The following is a 19,731-nucleotide window of genomic DNA, read 5'->3' on the forward strand; positions in this document are numbered from 1 at the left end:
AGACCGGTAAGGATCGCTGCCCGCCGATTGAGCGCGGTTAAAAGGCCAGGTCCCGCGAGGCCATCGCCTTTGCCAGCAAAATCTCGTACTCGGCTTTGGGCACATCGATTGCACCGAAGGATTTCAGGTGTTCCGTCGTGAACTGCGTGTCGAGGAGTTGAAATCCCTTCGCCCTCAGCCGTTCGACAAGATGGACAAGGCAAATCTTCGAGGCATCGCTGCGCAGCGAGAACATGCTCTCGCCGAAGAAGGCGGCGCCGAGCGAGACGCCATAGAGACCGCCGACGAGGGCGTTATCCTGCCAAGCTTCGACGCTGTGGGCGTAACCCATTCGGTGAAGGGCGGCGTAGAGCGAACGGATCTTGTCGTTGATCCAGGTCGTCGGCCGGTCCGGCGCGGGCTTCGCGCATCCATCGATCACCGCTTCGAAAGCGGTGTTGTAGCGGATCTCGAACGGGCGCCGACGGATCGTCTTCGCCAGGCTCCGTGAAATGTGGAAGGCGTCGAGCGGTATGATCCCGCGTATTTCCGGCTCGACCCAGAAGAGTTCCGGGTCGTCGGCCGAGTCGGCCATCGGGAAGAGGCCGATCGAATAGGCGCGCAGCAACATGTCCGGCGTTATGTCCGGTTGTTTGCTGCGCGTCCCTTTCAATTCTTTGTCCTATGCGGATGTTGCGGCCAGATGATGCTCCAGCCAGTGGATGTCGTAGTCACCGTTGGCGATGTCCTGATTGTTGATCAGGTCCTGGAACAGCGGCAGGGTCGTCTTGATGCCGTCAATAACGAACTCATCGAGCACGCGGCGAAGCCGCATCATGCACTCGACACGCGTTCGGCCGTGGACGATCAGCTTGCCGATCAGACTGTCGTAATAGGGCGGAATGCGGTAGCCCTGATAGGCGCCGCTGTCGACGCGCACGCCGAGGCCGCCCGGTGCGTGGAAATGCGTGATTGTGCCCGGGGAGGGCACAAAGGTGCGCGGGTCCTCCGCATTGATCCGGCACTCGATTGCGTGGCCCGAGAAGACGACATCTTCCTGCTTGACGGAGAGACCGGCGCCGGAGGCGACGCGAATCTGCTCGTGCACGAGATCGATGCCCGTGATCGCTTCGGTAATCGGGTGCTCCACCTGCAGGCGCGTGTTCATTTCGATGAAATAGAACTCGCCATTCTCGTAGAGGAACTCGATCGTGCCGGCGCCGCGATATTTCATCTTCTTCATCGCATCGGCGCAGACCTGGCCGATCTTCATGCGCTGGTCGACGTTGAGGGCAGGGGAGTTGGCTTCTTCCCAGACCTTCTGGTGACGGCGCTGCAGCGAGCAGTCGCGCTCGCCGAGATGGATCGCATTGCCTTCGCCGTCGCCGACGACCTGAACCTCGATATGACGCGGCTTGCCGAGAAACTTTTCCATATAGACGGCGTCGTTGCCGAACGCTGCTGCCGCTTCGGAGCGCGCCGTCGCGACGGCATGCTCGAGGTCGGCTTCGGTTCTTGCGACCTTCATGCCGCGCCCGCCGCCGCCCGCCGTCGCCTTGATCAGCACCGGGAAGCCGATCTTGCGGGCGACTTCAAGCGCATTCTCAGGCTTCACTTCGCCATCGGAACCGGGAACGACCGGAATGCCAAGCGCCTGCGCCGTCTTCTTGGCGGTGATCTTGTCGCCCATCAGGCGGATGTGCTCGGCCGTCGGACCAATGAAGGTGATATCATGCGCGTCGAGGATATCCGCGAACTTGGCGTTCTCCGAGAGAAAGCCGTAGCCGGGATGCACTGCATCCGCGCCGGTGATTTCACAGGCGGCGACGATCTGATGGATATTCAGATAGCTCTCGCGTGACGGCGGCGGTCCGATGCAGACGCTTTCGTCCGCGAGCCGAACATGCATCGCATCGCTGTCAGCCGTCGAGTGCACGGCAACGGTTGCGATGCCGAGCTCCTTGCAGGCACGCAGCACCCGCAGGGCGATTTCGCCGCGATTGGCAATGAGGATTTTCGAGATCATCGCCACCGTGCCTTACTCGATCACGATCAGGGGTTCGCCATATTCGACCGGGGCCGCATCCTGAACGAGAATTTCGGTGACCTTGCCGGCGCGTGGTGCCGGAATCTGGTTCATCGTCTTCATCGCCTCGATGATCAGGATCGTCTGGCCTTCCTTGACCATTGCGCCGACTTCGATGAACGGGCGAGCGCCCGGGGCCGGAGCCAGATACGCCGTCCCGACCATGGGGGCGGTTACGGCATTCTTGGAACTGCGGCCGCTCTCGGCAGCCGGCTGCGATGCCACGCCGGGCTGTGCGACGGCGACCGGGGGCGGCGCTTGATAAGTGGGCATTGCCGGCATCGGCATCGCGACGGGCGTTCCGTTGCGCGAAACGCGGATGCGCAAGTCTTCCTGCTCCACCTCGATCTCGGTCAGGTCGGTATCCTTGAGGATATTGGCGAGATCGCGGATCAGCGCCTGGTCGATACCCGGTTTCTTTTCAGCCATGGGAATATGAGCCTCGTGTTCTTCTTATTTCGACTTGTCCGTCAGGTTCTTTAGCGCATGCAGCGCCAGAATGTAACTCTGTGCGCCGAAGCCGCAGATCACGCCCTTGACGGCTGGCGCGATCATCGACTTGTGGCGGAATTCCTCGCGCGCATGGATATTGGAAAGATGCAGTTCCACCACGGGAACCGTAATCGCACGAATTGCGTCATGCATTGCAATCGACGTGTGGCCATAGGCGCCGGGGTTGATCGCAACGCCGGCGGCCTTGTCGCCGGCTTCGTGCAGCCAGTCGACAAGGGTGCCTTCGTGGTTCGACTGTCGGAAGTCGACGTCGAAGCCCACCAACTTTCCCTCGGACCTGCACATGGCCTCGATATCGGAGAGCGTTTGGCCGCCATAAATGCCCGGTTCGCGCTTGCCGAGCGCGTTCAGGTTGGGGCCGTTCAGCACAAAAATCGTCGAGGGCATAAGGGATTCCGGTCCGATGATGGAGGGTTACCTATAGACTGATGACCCCGCGAGGGAAAGCCCCTTGGGTCCCCGGGGATTTTGTCCACAAGTGATGGCGTTTGAGGGGAGCGCGACCTGAGGAAGGTCCTTCACATTTTGCGGAGTTTCGCGGGCTCAGCAGACGGTTTTGCCGCAGCTGCGCATGTTTTCCACCTTCGTGGCGATCTCGTCGGCCCCGACGGCCCCGAAGACGGCTTCGTTGCCGACTACATAGGACGGTGTACCGGTGATGCCGAGTTCATTTGCGAGCGAATAGGACTCGCGCACGGCCGAGTCCTGCGGCTCCTTTTCCATTTTCGCTCGCAGCTGCTCCTCGGTGACGCCGAGTTTTGCCGCAACGGCAATCGCCGTTTCCTCCGTCGCCCGCTCCTCGCCGCCGAGCAGGGCGCGGTGGAAGTCGCCGTATTTCTCGGGAGCGATCAGGCGGAAAGCGGCACTGACCTTGTGGGCGGCAAGGGAGTCCGGTCCAAGGATCGGCAATTCCTTCAGTACGAAACGGACATTCTTGTCCGTCTTCAGGATTTGATCCATGTCGGAGAGCGCCCGTTTGCAATAGCCGCAGTTGTAATCGTAGAACTCGACGATCGTTACATCACCGTCGGGATTGCCGAGGGTGACGTCGTACTTGGATTGGAAGATCGCCTTCTTGTTCGCGGCGATCGCCGCTTCGGCCGCTTCTTGTTGCTTGGCGCGCTGTTTGGCCGAAAGCGCCTCCTGCACTTCGAGCATGACCTCCGGATTGGCGAGCAGATATTCCTTGATGAAGGCGCCGAACTCTTCTTTCTGCTTTGCATCGAGCGCAGCGGCTGTCTGCGGCAAGGCTACGCTGGCACCAAGGGCAAGCAGCGTTCCGGCGGCGATCATCGTCTTGAAGGTCATTCTTTCCTCGTTGTCTTTCCGTACTCTGTCTGTCGTTCATTTCGCACGGTTGCGTCAATGTGCGTCTTTGAAAGACAACAATTTTCCAAAATTCGCGCAGTCTCTTGATGCGAGCATAGGATGCGCCGCGGCGAAACGAAACGGCAAAATCGGCGGAAATGCGGCACTCTCGCACTTGTGAAGGGCGAAATGATCAGGCAAAGGGGCGCTGATACGGTCCCGCTCTACAGCGCCGCGCGTCTTACGGACGCGCAGAGGACGCTGTAGCACTTTGAATGGCTGCATGTTCTTATCCTTAAATCGACTAGGATTTAAGGAAGCCATGCAGCAGAGGATTTGCATTGACACAGATGTCGAAACGCAGTGCCGTCGAGCCCTTTCATGCCATGGATGTGCTGGCGGAAGCCACGCGGCGGCGCGATGCCGGCCATCCAGTCATCTCGATGGCGGTGGGGCAACCGGTCCATCCGGCCCCGAAGGCGGCACTTGAAGCAGCGAGGCGCGCCCTCGAGCATGGGCGTCTGGGCTACACGGACGCACTTGGCACGCTATCCTTGAAGACCGCGATTGCCCGCCACTATCACAGCCGCCATGGCATCACCCTCGATCCGCAGCGGATTGCAGTCACGACGGGCTCGTCGGCCGGCTTCAATCTGGCGTTCCTCGCGCTCTTCGATCCGGGCGATTGCGTCGCCATCGCGCGTCCGGGATATCCAGCCTACCGCAACATCTTGCAGGCGTTGGGCATAACCGTGGTCGAGGTCGAGGCGGGCAGGGAGACCGGCTTCACCCTGACGCCGGAAAGTCTCGCGCGCGCAGCGGAGCGCATCGGCAAACCGATCAAGGGCGTGCTTCTTGCAAGCCCCGCCAACCCCACGGGAACCGTGACGGGCCGAGCCGGTCTCAAGGCGCTCGCGGACTATTGCCGGGCCGAGCGGATCGCCTTCATTTCCGACGAGATCTACCACGGTCTGACGTTCGTCGGCGAAGAGGCCACCGCGCTCGATGTGACCGACGACGTGGTCGTGATCAACTCCTTCTCGAAATACTACTGCATGACCGGCTGGCGGATCGGCTGGATGGTGTTGCCCGAGGCGCAGGTGCGCGGCTTCGAGCGCCTGGCGCAGAGCCTCTATATTTCGCCGCCGGAGCTCTCCCAGATCGCCGCCGAGGCGGCGCTCGACGCGCGTGAAGAACTGGACGGCTACAAGGCAGCCTATGCCGCCAACCGGGAGCTGCTGATGAAACGCCTGCCGCAAATCGGCCTTGCGATCGCCTCGCCGATGGATGGCGCCTTCTATGCCTATGTCGACGTCAGCCGCTTCACCAATGACAGCATGGCCTTTGCGCGGCGGATGCTGGCCGAGATCAATGTGGCGGCGACACCCGGTTTCGATTTCGATCCGGTGGAAGGGCACCGAACAATGCGGTTCTCCTATGCCGGATCCGCAGCCGAGATGTCGGAGGCAATGGACCGCGTCGCCCGCTGGCTGGCCTGATTGAGTGCCGCTCCAAGTGTTGTGGCCGTCTTTGGAATCTTCGCTCCAAGAGCACGATGCGGCGTCGCCGCGATCGCGCCACTGCGATGAACGACATGCGTCAGTAGCCGTAGCAGGCAAAGAAAAAGGCCCGGAGCGAAGCCGGGCCTTTTTCGTATCGGTTACTCGATCCCTACAGCGCCGCGCGTCTTATCAGACGCGCAAACGACGCTGTAGCACCTTGAATTACTGCATGTTTTTAGCCTTAAGTCGGTGACGATTTAAGGAAACATGCAGAGGCTCAGAAGAACCCGCGACGTTGCCACCAGCCGCCCTTTTTCGGCTTCGGAGGCTCCTCTTCGTTGTTCTCCGTCTTGCTCGAAACATTCGAAGTGATGACCGGTTCGGACGCGATCGTCGCCAGATCACGATTGGCCCTCGCGGGCTTCACGCCTTCGAGATCGGCTTCGGCTTCCTCGACAGCCTCCGTTGCAGGATCTACCGGCTCCGGTTTCTCCTCGACTGCTGTCTGTGCCGCCTCGTCGACCTTGGCATCGGCCTTGGCGGCCTTCTTGCGAGTACGCTTCGGCTTGGCCGGCTTCGCTTCTTCCGACACAATCTCCACGGATGCAGCCTCGGCCGAAATCGTGTCTGCGGCTACGGGTTCCGCTTCTGCAGCTCCTTCCGCGGCGGCGTCTTCGCCGGCACCCTCCGCAGCGAGATCGCCGGTGGTTTCGCCTTCGGCCGTTTCCAGCTTGTTGCGGCGGCCGCCACGCTTGCCGCGGCGCCGACGCTTGCGCTTGTCGCCATCCTCTGCTGCTTCGGTAGCCTCCGGAGCGTGTTCCTCGTCCTCGGCCTCTTCGGCTTCACCGGCGATGCTCTCCAGCGTCTCGTCAGCTTCAGCTGCGACCGCTTCCGGCGTCTGGCCGCCGCCCTTGCCGCGGCGGCGACGACGGCGCTTGCGCTTGCGGCCGCCTTGTTCGTCGGCTTGCTGCGCCTTTGCCTGCTCCGGACGCTCGGCCGCGGTCTCTTCCGCTTCCTCCTCGTCCAGATCGTCCTCGATCACGACGTCTTCTTCTTCCGGTTCCGGTTCGAAATGCAGAAGCTGCTCGATCTTGACCGGATTCTCGACCGGCTCGCCCCGGTCGATCGCGAAATGCTGCGCACCGACGTGAGCATCGGCCTCGATGATGATCGAGACGCCGAAGCGCTGCTCGTAATCCATGATCGTGCCGCGCTTCTGGTTGAGCAGGTACAGCGCGATTTCGGGGATCGTGCGCACGGTGATGTCGTGTGTCGTGTTCTTGAGCAGATACTCCTCGATGCCGCGCAACACATGCAGTGCGACGGACGACTGCGAGCGGACGTGACCGGTGCCGTTGCAGTGCGGGCAGGTCTGCATCGTGCTCTCAAGAACCGAGGCACGGATGCGCTGGCGCGACATTTCGAGCAGGCCGAAATGCGAGATCCGGCCGACCTGGATGCGCGCCCGATCGTTCTTGAGGCAGTCCTTGAGCTTCTTCTCGACCGCGCGGTTGTTGCGCTTCTCCTCCATGTCGATGAAGTCGATGACGACAAGCCCGGCAAGGTCGCGCAGACGCAATTGCCGCGCCACTTCCTCGGCAGCCTCCAGGTTCGTCTGGAGGGCAGTATCCTCGATCGAGTGCTCGCGGGTCGACCGGCCGGAGTTGACGTCGATCGAAACGAGCGCTTCGGTCTGGTTGATGATAATATAGCCGCCCGACTTCAGCGTTACCTGCGGCTGCAGCATGCGATCGAGCTGCGCCTCGATGCCGGAGCGCGAGAAGATCGGATGCACGTCGCGATAGGGCTGCACGACCTTCGCATGGCTCGGCATCAGCATCTTCATGAAGCCCTTGGCTTCCTTGTAGCCTTCCTCGCCGGAAACGATGATCTCGCTGATGTCTTTGTTGTACAGATCGCGGATCGAACGCTTGATCAGGCTGCCTTCCTCGTAGACGAGGCAGGGTGCGGTCGAATTCAGCGTCAGCGTGCGGACGTTTTCCCACAGGCGCATCAGATATTCGAAGTCGCGCTTGATCTCGACCTTGGTGCGGTTCGCACCGGCCGTGCGCAGGATCACGCCCATGCCCTGCGGCACTTCGAGGCCGCGGGCGATTTCCTTGAGCCGCTTGCGGTCCTGGAGGTTGGTGATCTTACGGGAAATGCCACCGCCACGCGCTGTGTTCGGCATCAGAACCGAGTAGCGACCCGCAAGCGAGAGATAGGTGGTGAGTGCAGCACCCTTGTTGCCGCGTTCTTCCTTGGCAACCTGAACCAGCAGGATCTGCCGGCGCTTGATCACTTCCTGAATGCGATATTGCTTCCGGGGCTTGCGGATGTGACGGTCAGGCACCTCTTCCATGGCGTCTTCGGCGCCGACGGATTCGATGATTTCCTTTTCGCCGTCATGAGTGTCGTCGTCATCATCATCGTCGTCACGGCGACGGCGCGTGTCGACGTCTTCGGAAATCGAATCGGTGTCGACCATGGCGGCCATCTCGCCGCTGCCACCCTCTTCGCCGGCGTCCTGGCTCTCGGCCGCCTCAGAAGCTTCTTCGGCAGCCTTCGCCTTGGTGCGACGGGCGCGCTTCGGCTTTGCCTTCGCCTTCGGCTTCTCGACGACGGCTTCGGCTTCCTCCGGCGCCTCGGAGGTTGCCTCGACAACCTCGGACACTTCGGCAACCTCTGCAACGGTTTCCGGCTCGGCTTCGACCGGTGACGGCTTCTGCTCGGTTGCCGTCTCGACCGGCTCGACATCGTCGTCGCGGCGAGCCTCTTCGGCCTCAGCCTTCAAAAGCGCCTGACGATCGGCGAGGGGGATTTGATAATAGTCCGGATGGATTTCGGCGAAAGCCAGAAACCCGTGGCGGTTGCCGCCGTAGTCAACGAAGGCGGCCTGGAGCGAAGGCTCCACCCTGGTCACTTTGGCCAGGTAAATATTGCCGCGGATCTGCTTCTTATGTTCCGATTCGAAGTCGAATTCTTCTATGCGGTTCCCGCGAACGACAACGACGCGCGTCTCCTCTGCGTGAGACGCATCGATAAGCATTTTCTCTGCCATCTAAGCTGTGCTCCTCGGCGCAACAGTGAAACGGCAAACAGGCCTGCTTCCTTGGGAGGGCTGTCAAACACGTCAAAAGCTGCGCCGGATGTGAAAGGTCCTGTTTGGTGCAGGCGATGGTGCAGCAGCCAGACGACAGCCGGAACGGTGACGTCCCGGGGCCTCTTTACTTCTGACCGATACTGCTGAGTCACATCAAAGACCAAACAAGAATGCCAATGTCCTGGACCTCCAGGGGGAGGCCCGATGAATGCGCCCGCTTGCGGGCATCTGGTGAAAAAACACCGTCAAGAACTCCGGCCACCGCCGGAAATTTGCGATCCAGTATACGGGGAGGAAATGCAGCGACGGCGGATGAATACCTGCGGCCGCGTAAGGTATGATACGTTTGCAACCGGCACTTCCGGCTCGATCATTCCTGGCGCCAAGCTCTGGAAAAGCTCCGGCTGCCCGGCCGACGATTCTATCCCGTCAACACTTTCTCCTTGTGACGCTTTTATGGTTTCTATGTCACATTGGCAAGGGAAAAGCCTTTGCCGCCACAATATTGATCGATTCGCTTGCCCCGGTGAAATTGATCGATAAGGAACGCCTTCGCGCCAGCGAGTCGCGTTGCGCGCGGCCATCAAGAGGATTTTGTCAAGATTTGGTTAACCATGAGGGTTCATTGGTTGAGGGGTTGATGGTTTTGCCGGAAGGCAGGCCGCGTTATCTGAGGAAATTTATGGGGAGCCCGGAGTGATGCCTTCGGCGAAACGTTTGCGATCTGTGACGTTGTGGCGTCGCTCTCTGCGCGCAGTCGCCTTTGCATTTGCTGCGATGACCGCCAGCGCGGCTGACATGCGGGCCGCTGAACCGCTGCTGGTCTTCGGTGCCCGGATCGCTGGCGATGATGCCCGAACGCGCATCGTGGTCGAATTCGACCGCAAGCCGGAATTCTCCATCCATTATGTCGCAAATCCGGTCCGCGTCATCGTCGACCTGCCGGAGACGTCCTTCGGACTGAAGCCGGAGAGCCTCGAACCACGCGGGCTTTTCGACGCCATCCGCTATGGGGGAATGGGGGTCGGCACGTCGCGGCTGGTCTTGTCCGCTAAGGGGCCGGTGGAAGTCAGCCATGCGGAGGTGAAGCCTGAAGAAGACGGCAAGAGCTTTCGGCTCATCCTTGATGCCGAGAAGATCGACCAGGCCCGTTTCGACGAACTTCTCGGCGGCCAGCAATGGACGGGAATGACGCGTGCGGCAAAGACCGATCGGCCGGTTACCGCGGTGAAGGATCCCGGCGCCTTTGTCATTGCCGTCGATGCCGGCCATGGTGGCATCGATACGGGCGCAATCGGCAACGTCACGAAGACTGAGGAAAAGCATGTGACGCTCGCCTTCGCGGAGGAACTGGTCGCGACGCTGAAGCGCGAGGCCGGTATCGAGGCATTCCTGACCCGCGACCAGGACGAGTTTCTGTCGCTGCCGCAGCGTGTGCAGATCGCACGGCAGAAAGGCGCCAACCTGTTCATCTCCGTGCACGCCGACACGCTGAAACAGAAGGATATTCGCGGCGCCACGGTCTATACCATCTCCGACAAGGCATCCGATCATCTCGCAGCCAGTTTGGCCGAGCGCGAAAACCTGTCCGACGAGATCGCCGGCGTACCGCTGCAAAGCGAACCGGCGGAAGTGGCGGACATCCTGATCGATCTCACGCGACGCGAAACCCAGGCCTTCTCGGTGAATCTCGCGCGCACCGTCGTTTCGTCATTCGAGGGGCAGATCAAGCTGATCAACAATCCCCATCGTCACGCGGGTTTCCGTGTCCTGCAGGCGCCGGACGTGCCGTCCATCCTGCTCGAGCTCGGCTTCCTTTCGAATAAGGACGATGAGAAGCAACTGCTCGATCCGGAATGGCGCAAGAAGGTGTCGGCTCTGCTTGCGGTGGCCGTTCGACGCTATCGCGAGACGGCGGTCGCGAACGGCGGCTAGTTAATTCCGGGTTCCGCACAATCGGCGGGAGCCCCCGCGGCGTATGGGAAGTGATTTGTGTCGCCCGGGTAACAGCGATATGCTTTTCAACAGGATGCGCACGGGATAATCGGAAACCAGCCCTATTTTACTCACATTCCGGGCACTTAGGAAAAAGGTGCCCGGATTTGTTGGGGAACAGTGTTGATGCTTGACCTTCCTCGCCATATGAGGGAGCGACAGAAACGCGTAGCCGCAATACCAGACGATTTCTGACGAAGAGTTTTGGCGGGGTCGATTTCGTTTGCGAGAACACGAGGTCTTCGGGCCTTCGCATCATCCGACGACGACCTGGCAATGGGACGATAATTAGGTACCGGTATCTGACTGATGATCAGACTGATTGGATATTTTTTCGGCATTGGTGCGTTTCTGCTGCTTGGCGTTGCTGCGGCCGTCGCGATCTACCTTGGCGCCATCACCAGGGATCTGCCGGACTACGAGGTATTGGCGAAGTACGCGCCGCCGGTAACCACGCGCTTCCACGCCGGCAATGGCGCTTTGATGGCCGAATATGCCCGCGAGCGGCGCCTCTATCTGCCGATCCAGGCGATTCCGGACCGCGTCAAGGCGGCCTTCATTTCCGCCGAAGACAAGAATTTCTACCAGCATCCCGGTGTTGACATCACCGGTCTTTTCCGCGCCATCGCCGTCAACGTGCAGAACTTCGGCTCCGGCCGGCGCCCGGTCGGCGCTTCGACGATCACCCAGCAGGTCGCGAAGAACTTCCTGCTGACCTCCGACCAGACCATCGATCGCAAGATCAAGGAAGCGATCCTCTCCTTCCGCATCGAGCAGGCGTACAGCAAGGATCGAATCCTCGAGCTCTATCTCAACGAGATCTTCTTCGGCCTGAACTCCTACGGGATTGCCGGCGCCGCGCTGACCTATTTCGACAAGTCGGTGACCGAGTTGACCGTCGCCGAAACTGCCTATCTCGCTGCATTGCCGAAGGGGCCGGCCAACTATCATCCCTTCCGCAAGACGGAAGCCGCGATCGAGCGCCGGAACTGGGTGATCGACCGGATGGTGGAAAACGGCTACGTGACCAAGGCGGATGGCGAAGATTCGAAGAAGCAGCCGCTTGGGGTCACCCCGCGTCGCGGTGGCGCTCACCTGTTCGCATCCGACTTCTTCGCTGAGGAAGTGCGCCGCCAGATCATCCAGAAGTATGGCGACAACGCTCTTTACGAGGGCGGTCTTTCGGTGCGCACGTCGCTTGATCCGCATCTGCAGATCGTGGCGCGCAAGGCGCTGCAGGACGGGCTCTTGAACTACGATGAACGCCGCGGTTTCCATGGCCCGGTCAAGACCATCGAGATCGGCGGCGACTGGGGCGAACCGCTGGGCAAGATAGTGGCACTCAGCGATGTGCCGGAATGGAAGCTGGCGGTTGTCCTTTCGGTCGATACGGAAGGCGCAGAGATCGGCATCCAGCCGGAGAAGGAAGCATCCGGCAAGATCGTTCCGGAGCGGGCGACCGGGCACATCTCGGCAAAGAATATGCAGTGGGCCTACCGTTCCGCCGGTGGCCAGCGCAAGACAGCCAAGTCGCCGGAAGGCGTGCTCGGCCCGGGTGATGTCGTCTATGTAGAACCAATCGGCCAGGAAGGCGAATATCGGCTGCGCCAGCCGCCGAAGGTGCAGGGCGGGCTGGTTGCGATGGATCCGCATACCGGCCGCGTGCTGGCGATGGTCGGCGGTTTCTCCTACGGCCAGTCCGAGTTCAACCGCGCGACGCAAGCGATGCGCCAGCCCGGTTCGTCGTTCAAGCCCTTCGTCTACGCGGCCGCGCTCGACAACGGCTATACGCCGGCCTCGGTCATCCTCGATGCGCCCATCGAGATCGTTGCCGGCGGCCAGGTCTGGCGCCCTGAAAACTACGGCGGCGGCTCTGCCGGTCCTTCGACCCTGCGTCTCGGCATCGAGAAGTCGCGCAACCTGATGACCGTGCGCCTTGCCAACGACATGGGCATGAACATCGTTGCCGAATATGCCGAACGTTTCGGAATTTATGACAAGATGGCGCCGCTGCTTTCGATGTCGCTTGGCTCGGGCGAGACCACAGTGCTGCGGCTGGTTTCGGCCTATGCGGTCATCGCCAATGGCGGCAAGCAGATCAAGCCGTCACTGATCGACCGGATCCAGGACCGTTATGGCAAGACCATCTTCCGCCACGAGGATCGGACTTGTGACAACTGCAACGCCGACGACTGGGACAGTCAGGAAGAGCCGGTGCTGACGGACAACCGCGAGCAGGTCCTCGATCCGATGACGTCCTATCAGATCACATCGATGATGGAAGGCGTCATCGCGCGCGGCACTGCAGCTGGCAAGATCAAGCTCGATCGTCCGATTGCCGGCAAGACCGGCACGACCAACGACGAGAAGGATGCCTGGTTCGTGGGTTTTACGCCCGATCTGGTGGCCGGCCTCTATCTCGGTTTCGATGACCCGGCGCCGCTCGGTCGCGGGGCGACCGGGGGCAGTCTTTCGGCGCCGATCTTCAACGCCTTCATCCAGGAGGCGGTCAAGGGCACGCGTCCCAGCAAGTTCGTGGTGCCGGAAGGCATGAGCCTCATTCCTGTCAACCGAAAGACAGGCATGGCCGCTGTCGAAGGCGAGCCGGATACGATCATCGAAGCCTTCAAGCCGGGCACTGGCCCTGCCGATTCCTTCTCGGTCATCGGCGGTCTCGACCAATATGTGCCGCCGGAGGAGATCCTGAGGAACTCGCCGCAGGCCAACCAGGCGGTGACCTCCGGTTCGAACGGCCTGTTCTGACCCTTTCCTTCCGATGCATGTGGCCCAAAAGCGTGCAGCGGTTTTGGGATAACGACATGCACAGACAAGATGCGCCGCCCGTCGCCTTTACATCGGCGGCGGGCGTCGCTATTTGACCCTCACGTTTTTTACGGGTTCACAAGAAGCAGGATCATGCGAAGCGAAATCGAGAATATTGTCGACGAAATCAAGCAGGCCATAAGCCTGCTGAGGAGGCATCTTTGACTGGGATCAGGCGGTAAGACGACTGGACTGGTTGAACAACAAGGCGGAGGATCCGTCGCTCTGGAACGATGCCGCCGAGGCGCAGAAGCTGATGCGCGAGCGCCAGCAGCTCGACGATGGCATAAACGGTCTGCGCCGGTTCGAGCAGCAGCTTAGCGACAATATCGAGCTGATCGAACTCGGCGAGGAAGAAGGCGACGCAGCCATCGTTACGGACGCCGAGGAAGCCCTGAGACAACTGCGCAACGAGGCCGCGAAGAAGCAGGTCGAGGCCATGCTGTCCGGCGAGGCGGATCGGAACGATAGCTATCTCGAAGTCCATTCGGGTGCCGGCGGCACGGAAAGCCAGGACTGGGCGAACATGCTGCTGCGCATGTACACCCGCTGGGCCGAGCGCCAGGGCTATAAGGTCGAGCTCATGGAAATCCAGGACGGGGAAGAGGCCGGCATCAAGTCCGCCACGCTCCTCGTCAAGGGCCAAAATGCCTATGGCTGGCTGAAGACGGAGTCGGGCGTGCACCGGCTTGTCCGTATCTCGCCCTATGACAGCAATGCCCGGCGGCATACGTCGTTCTCGTCCATCTGGGTCTACCCAGTCGTCGACGATTCGATTCAGATCGATATCAACGAAGGCGACTGCCGGATCGATACGTACCGTTCCTCGGGTGCCGGTGGCCAGCACGTCAACACGACCGATTCCGCCGTGCGTATCACGCACATGCCGAGCGGTATCGTGGTGCAGTGCCAGCAGGAGCGCTCGCAGCACAAGAACCGGGCCAAGGCCTGGGACATGCTGCGCGCGCGGCTTTACGAGGCCGAGCTCAAGAAACGCGAGGAAGCGGCGAACGCCGAGGCGGCCTCCAAGACCGATATCGGTTGGGGTCACCAGATCCGTTCCTATGTCCTCCAGCCCTACCAGTTGGTGAAGGATTTGCGGACAGGCGTCGAGAGCACGAGCCCCGGCGATGTGCTCGACGGCGAATTGAACGACTTCATGGAGGCGGCTTTGGCCCACCGTGTACAGGGTGGTGCGGATGCCGTTGTCGAAGACCTGAACTAAAGCAATTCCAGGTGACTGGAACCATTGGAGGCCGGGTGCTTGCGCCCGGCCTTCTTTATTATGGCGGTATTATGGCGGTGTCAGTTTGTTGCACGCTCGATCTTGATGTCGCCGACGTCGTCGATCACCACCGTCCAGGACTCCGGTTCCTTGGCCGAAGGGTCCGTCTTCAGATAGACGGTTGCGAACATCCCCGGCTGCGGAGTGATGCCGGTCGATGTTTCCGGCCGAATGTCGGTGACATAGGGTTTCAATGCGGTGAATTCTTCCAGCTCGGCCGACGAAACCACTTCGGGGCCGGCGGGTGTCGAGGCGATTTGCTGAAGATGCACCTGAGCGGTGCCGTCGCTTTGGCGGACAGCAACGAGCTTGTAATAGCCACGCTTCCCGCCCGAGCTTCCCTGTGAACCGGAGGGAGCGCCACCGGTATTTTCCTCCGCACCATCCTGCGAAAGCGCGGCACCGCTTTCCTCCCAATAACCGGTGCTGGTCACGAAGGTAATGTCCGAGGGAAGGAGGGCGGATTCTTGCGCCCGCAAGTTGCTTGCGGGAAGGGCGAGGTAAAGCGCGAGAAGCAGGGTCTTATACATCGGTCGACGCATCCTCCAGAAATGCCTGATCAGCGGGGGGACCAGCGGCTACCGTTTTGGACCATATCACATCCGTCTTGCAACGTGTGATTTCAATTGGGCAACGTGTGATTTCAATTGGAGAATTGCTCGGCCAGAATGCGGTCGGACCAGGAATGATCCGGGTCGGAGAGGATGCGGGCGGTCAGTTTTTCCGATTCGGCAATTCGAACCTTGACGACCGACTTTACTTCCTGGTGATCGGCGACCGCGTTGACCGGGCGCTTGTCCGCTTCGAGGATCTCGATCTCGACGGTGACGTGATTGGGCAGGAGCGCGCCGCGCCAGCGCCGCGGGCGGAACGGGCTCACGGGCGTGAGTGCCAGCAGCGGCGCTTCCAGCGGCAGGATCGGCCCGTGCGCGGAGAGGTTGTAAGCCGTCGAGCCGGCCGGCGTCGCCAGGAGAAGGCCGTCGCAGGTCAGTTCCTCGAGCCGCGTCTTGCCATCGATGATGACCTTCAGTTTGGCGGCCTGGTAGGATTGGCGGAACAGGTAGACTTCGTTGATCGCCAATGCCGTGAATACGTTGCCGTTGACATCGGTTGTCCGCATCTCCAGTGGGTGAAAGGCATTCTCGACAGCCCTTTCGATGCGCCGATGCAGGTCTTCGGTGCTGTAGCGGTTCATCAGAAAGCCGACCGAGCCACGGTTCATGCCATAGACGAGCTTGCCTGTGTTCATCGTCCTGTGCAGCGTGTGCAGCATGAAGCCATCACCGCCGAGTGCGACGATCACGTCGGCTTCGTCCGCTTCGTGATTACCATAAATGGCCTTGAGATCCTTGGCCGCCTTTTGCGCCTCTTCTGCCGAAGAGGCGAGGAAGGCGAGTGTGTTGAACTTGCGGGCCATGAAACTCAGTCCGTCGTCTTGAAGGGCAGGGCGGTTGTATTGCTAACCCCATTTTCTGGCACGGCCTTGCCGCGAACGCACCCGAAAAATTGGGAGAAGTCGCATTTTTGCTTTACACGGATTCAGAATATGATAACTCCCAGCGCGGAAAGGGCCCTTATAGCTCAGTTGGTAGAGCGGCTGATTTGTAATCAGTAGGTCGGGAGTTCGAGTCTCTCTGGGGGCACCATTTTTCAACGGCTTAGCTGCATTCCCTTTCATTCAGTTTCTGATCAGATGTCGAACGATGCCGCCGGTCTCGGGTCGAACTCGACACAGCGTGCCATGGCAGTGAGCAGGTTCTCGGCGAGATAGTCGATCAGGGCGCGCGTTGCGGGGAGCAGGCCGCGGCGGGACGGGAAGACGAGATGGACCATGACATCGCCGGATGTCCATTCCTGCAGGACCGGAGCGAGGACGCCGGTGCGGAAGGCGCGTTCGCAGATGTGGTCCGGCAATAGCGCTATTCCCATGCCCTCGATCGCGGCGCGCTCCAAAATGAGGAAATCGCTGCAGCCGATGATCGGCCGGTGGGCGATTTCGATTGCGGTTCCATCGGTATGCAACAGTCGCCAGGTGTCGTTGGTATGTTGCTCGTTCGTCGAAAGCGTTGGCATCTGGGCGAGATTGTCGACGGTGATGCCGTTGAGACGGGCGAGAAGCGTCGGGCTTGCCGCAAGCCGCTGGCGCACGGTGCCGAACTGGCGCGCGATCAATTGGTTGTCGGTGTCAAGCTGTTCACGAGCGCGAAGAGCGACGTCGATTCGCTCTTCGACCAGATCAAGGCGCCTGTTGGTCGTCGTGATCAGCAAGCGAACGCCGGGATATCGGCGATGGAAGCCCGGCAGGATATCAGCCAGCATCGGCGTGAAGCCAAACGGGCAGCCAAGCCGTACGATTCCTGTCGGTTCGGCGCGCACCGCCGCGATTTCTGCCTCGGCCGCCTCGACGCCTTCCAGCAATCCCTGGCAATGCTCGTAGAAGACGGTTCCGATTTCGGTCATGCGCAGCTTGCGCGTGGAGCGCTCGAGCAGACGGACGCCAAGCTGTTCTTCCAGGCGCGAGACATGCTTGCTGAGCTTCGACTTTGGCATGTTGAGGTCTCGCGCTGCAGCGCTGAAGCCGTTGTTTCTTACGACGGCCGCGAAGAGAGCGATGTCATTAAGGTCCTGCATTCCTGCCTCCAGAGGCCTTCTTACCCATGGATTGTTTCTATCAGGAAACAGAATGTCAAATATCTGCGTACTTATCCCGCGATTGTTTTCCGATCATATGAGGGACACCGCAACGCAACATAAAGGTGCCTCCCATGAAAGTCCTTCATATCGACTCCGGCATTCTCGGAGAACATTCGGTTTCCCGCCGCCTGACAGCGGCGATCGTCTCGCAGATCAAGGCCGACCGGCCGGATGCCGAGATCACCTATCGCGACCTCGTCGCCGACGGTGTACAGCACCTCACCGGTTCGCAGATCATGGCTCCGGCGGATCTTGGTGGCGTCGAGCCGGCTCTCGCCGCCGACGTTCAGAGCGGTCGCCGCATGCTCGAAGAATTCCTGGCCGCTGACACGGTCGTCATCGGTGCGCCGATGTACAACTTCTCCATTCCAAGCCAACTGAAGGCCTGGATCGATCGCCTCGCCGTCGCCGGCAAGACCTTCCGCTACACCGAAGCTGGCCCGGAAGGGCTCGCAAAGGGCAAGAAGCTCATCATCGCCTCGACCCGCGGCGGACATTATTCCGCTGGCCCGGCTGCAGCCATGGACCATCAGGAGAGCTACCTGAGAACGGTCTTCGGCTTCTTCGGTATCACCGACGTGGAATTCGTGCGCGCCGAGGGCCTCAATCTCGGTGACGATTCGAAGCAGTTCGCGATTGCCGAGGCCGAAAAGGTGATCACGGCCGGCAACGTCCTTCGCCTGGCGAGCTAAGACACTTATCTGGACCGTGAAATATCGGTTCGTTGCGGAGAATGCCGGCTGCGAAAGCAGCCGGCATTCTCCGTTTTTACTGGTCGTCATTTCGCGCTAATATCCGCCCATGAAACGTCTGCGCGCGATGCCGGTTGCAACGCTGTCGCTGGCGGCGATCTTGGCCGCCGGAGGCGTTCTTGCGGCCCCGCCCGACGCGCGCTGCACTTGTCGCAATCGTGACGGGTCGAAATACGAGCTCGGGCAAACCGCCTGCATCAGGGTGGGCGGCATCTCCTATCTGGCGCGCTGCGAAATGAATCTCAACGTGAGTACCTGGAAGAAGTTGCGTGACGGATGCCCGACCGCCCAGATCGGAACGGCGGATATGTTTCTTGACTGAAGCCGGTGCCGTCTAAATGTTCAGGAACTGTCTTGCCGCATACATGGCGATCGCCGCAGCGTTCGAGACGTTCAGCGATTTGATTGCTCCCGGCATGTCGAGCCGGGCAAGCGCCCTTACCGTCTGACGCGTCTTCTGCCGCAATCCCTTGCCCTCCGATCCCAATACGAGGGCGATCCTGTCGCCGGCGAAGGTACCCTCAAGTGGCTCTGGGCCTTCCGAATCGAGACCGATCGTCAGAAAGCCGAGCTTGTGCAGTTCGTCTATCGTGTCGGCGAGGTTGGTGATCTGGATATAAGGGATCAGTTCCAGCGCGCCGGAAGCGGATTTTGCCAGGACACCCGACTCGGTGGGGCTGTGGCGCATCGTGGTGATGAGTGCGCCGGCATCGAAGGCGACCGCGGAGCGCATGATTGCACCGACATTGTGAGGATCGGTCACCTGGTCGAGCACCAGAATCAGCGGGCAGTCGCGCAGCGCTTCGAGTCTGCGGTGCGGCAACGCCCGTGTCTCCAGCATCACGCCCTGGTGGATGGCGTCCGGGCCGAGAATCTTGTCCAGATCCTGCGGCGTGACGACCTCGGTCGGAAAGGGAAGCGCGGACAGGTCGCCGAGTTCCAGCCGCGCAGCCGCGTTCTGGGTTACAGAGAGACGGACGATTTTCCGCTCCGGATTGTCGAGGGCGGCGCGAACCGTATGCAGACCATAAAGAAGCACCTGCTCGGGCGCCAGCGCCGGAGGCTTCCAGTCGGCAGGCATCTTCTTGCGCTTGTCCTGCCTGGGCGTGGGGATTTCGCCACGCTCGCGCCGGGCGTCGCGGTGGGCGCGCCGGAGATTGGCATAATGGGTGTCCCTGGCGCTCTTGTCGCCGCTCTTGTCCTTGCTCATGTGCGTCTTATAGTGACGTTCGATCGCCGTTGGAAACGCTTTCGGCAATCTTCGCCAGCACCGCTGTGGAGAAATTCTGAAATTTTGCGTTTCGCCGTGTTGACAGGACGGAGGAGGGCGGTCATATACCCGGCGCAGATCGCGAGGCGGCAGCAAACGTCGCCGCTTCCTTTACGATCTCAAATGCTTGGTCGATTGATCCCGACAGAATAATGGAGGGATGCCCGAGTGGTTAAAGGGGACGGACTGTAAATCCGTTGGCTCAGCCTACGTTGGTTCAAATCCAACTCCCTCCACCATTCTGCTTCTGGATCGAAGGCCCGCGGGTATAGCTCAATGGTAGAGCAGCAGCCTTCCAAGCTGAATACGCGGGTTCGATTCCCGCTACCCGCTCCAGCTTTATTCCAGCAGCGCAAAGACAGTTCAGGAAGTACTTCAAGCAAGCGTCGCATGTCGATGATTGTGCTTGTGTTCACGCGTC

At 60.6% G+C, this 19,731-nt stretch carries 17 protein-coding genes and 3 tRNA genes; 10 read left to right on the forward strand and 10 right to left on the reverse strand.

Translation table 11 applies throughout. From position 1 onward, the window contains the following. Window positions 1–37 precede the first annotated feature (37 nt). The 5 genes from aat to FKV68_RS07020 all read right to left on the reverse strand — a co-directional run bounded on the left by aat (window position 38) and on the right by FKV68_RS07020 (window position 3,886). On the reverse strand, window positions 38–652 hold the full coding sequence (gene aat / locus FKV68_RS07000; RefSeq protein WP_180940817.1) for a leucyl/phenylalanyl-tRNA--protein transferase: 615 nt from the start codon (window positions 650–652) through the stop codon (window positions 38–40). Between the two features lie 9 nt (window positions 653–661). Next, window positions 662–2,005 (reverse strand): acetyl-CoA carboxylase biotin carboxylase subunit, encoded by a 1,344-nt coding sequence (gene accC / locus FKV68_RS07005; protein WP_180940818.1) that lies wholly within the window; start codon window positions 2,003–2,005, stop codon window positions 662–664. A 12-nt stretch (window positions 2,006–2,017) separates the two neighbouring features. After that, window positions 2,018–2,494, reverse strand: a complete 477-nt coding sequence (accB, locus tag FKV68_RS07010; protein ID WP_180940819.1) for an acetyl-CoA carboxylase biotin carboxyl carrier protein — start codon at window positions 2,492–2,494, stop codon at window positions 2,018–2,020. 24 nt (window positions 2,495–2,518) lie between these two features. Beyond that, window positions 2,519–2,965, reverse strand: a complete 447-nt coding sequence (gene aroQ, locus FKV68_RS07015; protein WP_180940820.1) for a type II 3-dehydroquinate dehydratase — start codon at window positions 2,963–2,965, stop codon at window positions 2,519–2,521. A gap of 156 nt (window positions 2,966–3,121) precedes the next feature. Further along, window positions 3,122–3,886 (reverse strand): DsbA family protein, encoded by a 765-nt coding sequence (locus FKV68_RS07020; protein ID WP_180940821.1) that lies wholly within the window; start codon window positions 3,884–3,886, stop codon window positions 3,122–3,124. Window positions 3,887–4,227: 341 nt separating this feature from the next. On the opposite strand from FKV68_RS07020, the gene FKV68_RS07025 reads away from it, so the two are divergent. After that, on the forward strand, window positions 4,228–5,385 hold the full coding sequence (locus FKV68_RS07025) for a pyridoxal phosphate-dependent aminotransferase (protein WP_180940822.1): 1,158 nt from the start codon (window positions 4,228–4,230) through the stop codon (window positions 5,383–5,385). A gap of 280 nt (window positions 5,386–5,665) precedes the next feature. On the opposite strand, the gene FKV68_RS07030 is transcribed toward FKV68_RS07025, so the two are convergent. Then, complete coding sequence (locus FKV68_RS07030; RefSeq protein ID WP_180940823.1) at window positions 5,666–8,449, reverse strand: Rne/Rng family ribonuclease; 2,784 nt, start codon at window positions 8,447–8,449, stop codon at window positions 5,666–5,668. Window positions 8,450–8,695: 246 nt separating this feature from the next. Here FKV68_RS07030 and FKV68_RS32985 point away from each other — a divergent pair, with 246 nt between their 5' ends. From FKV68_RS32985 to prfB, 4 genes are all read left to right on the forward strand, one after another. Continuing rightward, window positions 8,696–9,034: a hypothetical protein gene (locus tag FKV68_RS32985; protein WP_245181245.1), complete on the forward strand. Its 339-nt coding sequence runs from the start codon at window positions 8,696–8,698 to the stop codon at window positions 9,032–9,034. Window positions 9,035–9,268: 234 nt separating this feature from the next. Continuing rightward, window positions 9,269–10,426, forward strand: coding sequence for an N-acetylmuramoyl-L-alanine amidase (locus tag FKV68_RS07040; RefSeq protein ID WP_245181244.1), 1,158 nt, complete (start codon window positions 9,269–9,271; stop codon window positions 10,424–10,426). A 369-nt stretch (window positions 10,427–10,795) separates the two neighbouring features. Then, on the forward strand, window positions 10,796–13,249 hold the full coding sequence (locus FKV68_RS07045; RefSeq protein ID WP_180940825.1) for a penicillin-binding protein 1A: 2,454 nt from the start codon (window positions 10,796–10,798) through the stop codon (window positions 13,247–13,249). 153 nt (window positions 13,250–13,402) lie between these two features. Beyond that, window positions 13,403–14,534 (forward strand): peptide chain release factor 2 gene (prfB, locus tag FKV68_RS07050; protein ID WP_180940826.1). Its coding sequence is split into 2 segments (ribosomal slippage): window positions 13,403–13,471 and window positions 13,473–14,534, totalling 1,131 coding nucleotides; the frame shifts between segments, so codons are not numbered across the junction. 80 nt (window positions 14,535–14,614) lie between these two features. Here the strand turns inward: prfB and FKV68_RS07055 are convergent. Both FKV68_RS07055 and FKV68_RS07060 read right to left on the reverse strand, forming a co-directional pair. After that, complete coding sequence (locus tag FKV68_RS07055; protein WP_180940827.1) at window positions 14,615–15,124, reverse strand: hypothetical protein; 510 nt, start codon at window positions 15,122–15,124, stop codon at window positions 14,615–14,617. Between the two features lie 113 nt (window positions 15,125–15,237). Continuing rightward, window positions 15,238–16,011: an NAD kinase gene (locus FKV68_RS07060; protein ID WP_180940828.1), complete on the reverse strand. Its 774-nt coding sequence runs from the start codon at window positions 16,009–16,011 to the stop codon at window positions 15,238–15,240. 153 nt (window positions 16,012–16,164) lie between these two features. Here FKV68_RS07060 and FKV68_RS07065 point away from each other — a divergent pair. Continuing rightward, window positions 16,165–16,240: transfer RNA gene (locus tag FKV68_RS07065), tRNA-Thr, on the forward strand. A 43-nt stretch (window positions 16,241–16,283) separates the two neighbouring features. Here the strand turns inward: FKV68_RS07065 and FKV68_RS07070 are convergent. Beyond that, window positions 16,284–17,225, reverse strand: coding sequence for a LysR family transcriptional regulator (locus tag FKV68_RS07070; protein ID WP_180940829.1), 942 nt, complete (start codon window positions 17,223–17,225; stop codon window positions 16,284–16,286). A 134-nt stretch (window positions 17,226–17,359) separates the two neighbouring features. On the opposite strand from FKV68_RS07070, the gene FKV68_RS07075 reads away from it, so the two are divergent. Both FKV68_RS07075 and FKV68_RS07080 read left to right on the forward strand, forming a co-directional pair. Then, a complete protein-coding gene (locus FKV68_RS07075) occupies window positions 17,360–17,980 on the forward strand; it encodes an FMN-dependent NADH-azoreductase (RefSeq protein ID WP_180940830.1) in 621 nt (206 codons plus the stop codon). A gap of 109 nt (window positions 17,981–18,089) precedes the next feature. Further along, on the forward strand, window positions 18,090–18,362 hold the full coding sequence (locus tag FKV68_RS07080) for a hypothetical protein (RefSeq protein ID WP_180940831.1): 273 nt from the start codon (window positions 18,090–18,092) through the stop codon (window positions 18,360–18,362). A gap of 12 nt (window positions 18,363–18,374) precedes the next feature. Here FKV68_RS07080 and FKV68_RS07085 read toward each other — a convergent pair whose 3' ends face one another. After that, window positions 18,375–19,250, reverse strand: a complete 876-nt coding sequence (locus FKV68_RS07085) for a TrmH family RNA methyltransferase (RefSeq protein WP_180940832.1) — start codon at window positions 19,248–19,250, stop codon at window positions 18,375–18,377. 214 nt (window positions 19,251–19,464) lie between these two features. Between FKV68_RS07085 and FKV68_RS07090 the strand changes: the two genes are divergently transcribed. Then, window positions 19,465–19,549, forward strand: a tRNA-Tyr gene (locus FKV68_RS07090). Between the two features lie 23 nt (window positions 19,550–19,572). After that, window positions 19,573–19,646 (forward strand) — tRNA-Gly (locus FKV68_RS07095). Window positions 19,647–19,731: the final 85 nt, after the last annotated feature.

The organism is Sinorhizobium mexicanum (assembly GCF_013488225.1).
Classification (GTDB): Bacteria; Pseudomonadota; Alphaproteobacteria; order Rhizobiales; family Rhizobiaceae; genus Sinorhizobium; species Sinorhizobium mexicanum.